1 protein-coding gene is annotated in these 264 nt (G+C 74.2%); it reads right to left on the reverse strand.

Going from position 1 to position 264, the window contains the following annotated elements:
* Nucleotides 1–264: hypothetical protein (locus HKX41_11895; protein ID NNC24836.1), on the reverse strand; the 264-nt coding region annotated here is incomplete at both ends.

Genomic DNA, 264 nt, shown 5'->3' on the forward strand with positions numbered 1-264 from the left:
AGCGCCGCGACGCGGCCGTCGGCGCCGCGTTCGAAGCGCAGGCGCAGGCGCGGATCGTCGCTGAGGCAGAACAGGTCCGGCTGCAGCGCGATCAGCGTCTGCGGCGGGCGGCGGCCGTCGCGCAGCACCAAGCGGCCGTCTTGCTCGTCGATGCGCATGCGCTCGTACTGGCCGAGGTAATCGGCCGCCACCATCGCCACCGGCGCGGCCTGCGCGCGCAGCGTTTCCAGAGCCCAACGCGCTTCCAGCGCGCCGGTGCCTGTG

It is taken from the genome of Salifodinibacter halophilus, assembly GCA_012999515.1.
Taxonomy (GTDB): Bacteria; Pseudomonadota; Gammaproteobacteria; order Nevskiales; family Salinisphaeraceae; genus Salifodinibacter; species Salifodinibacter halophilus.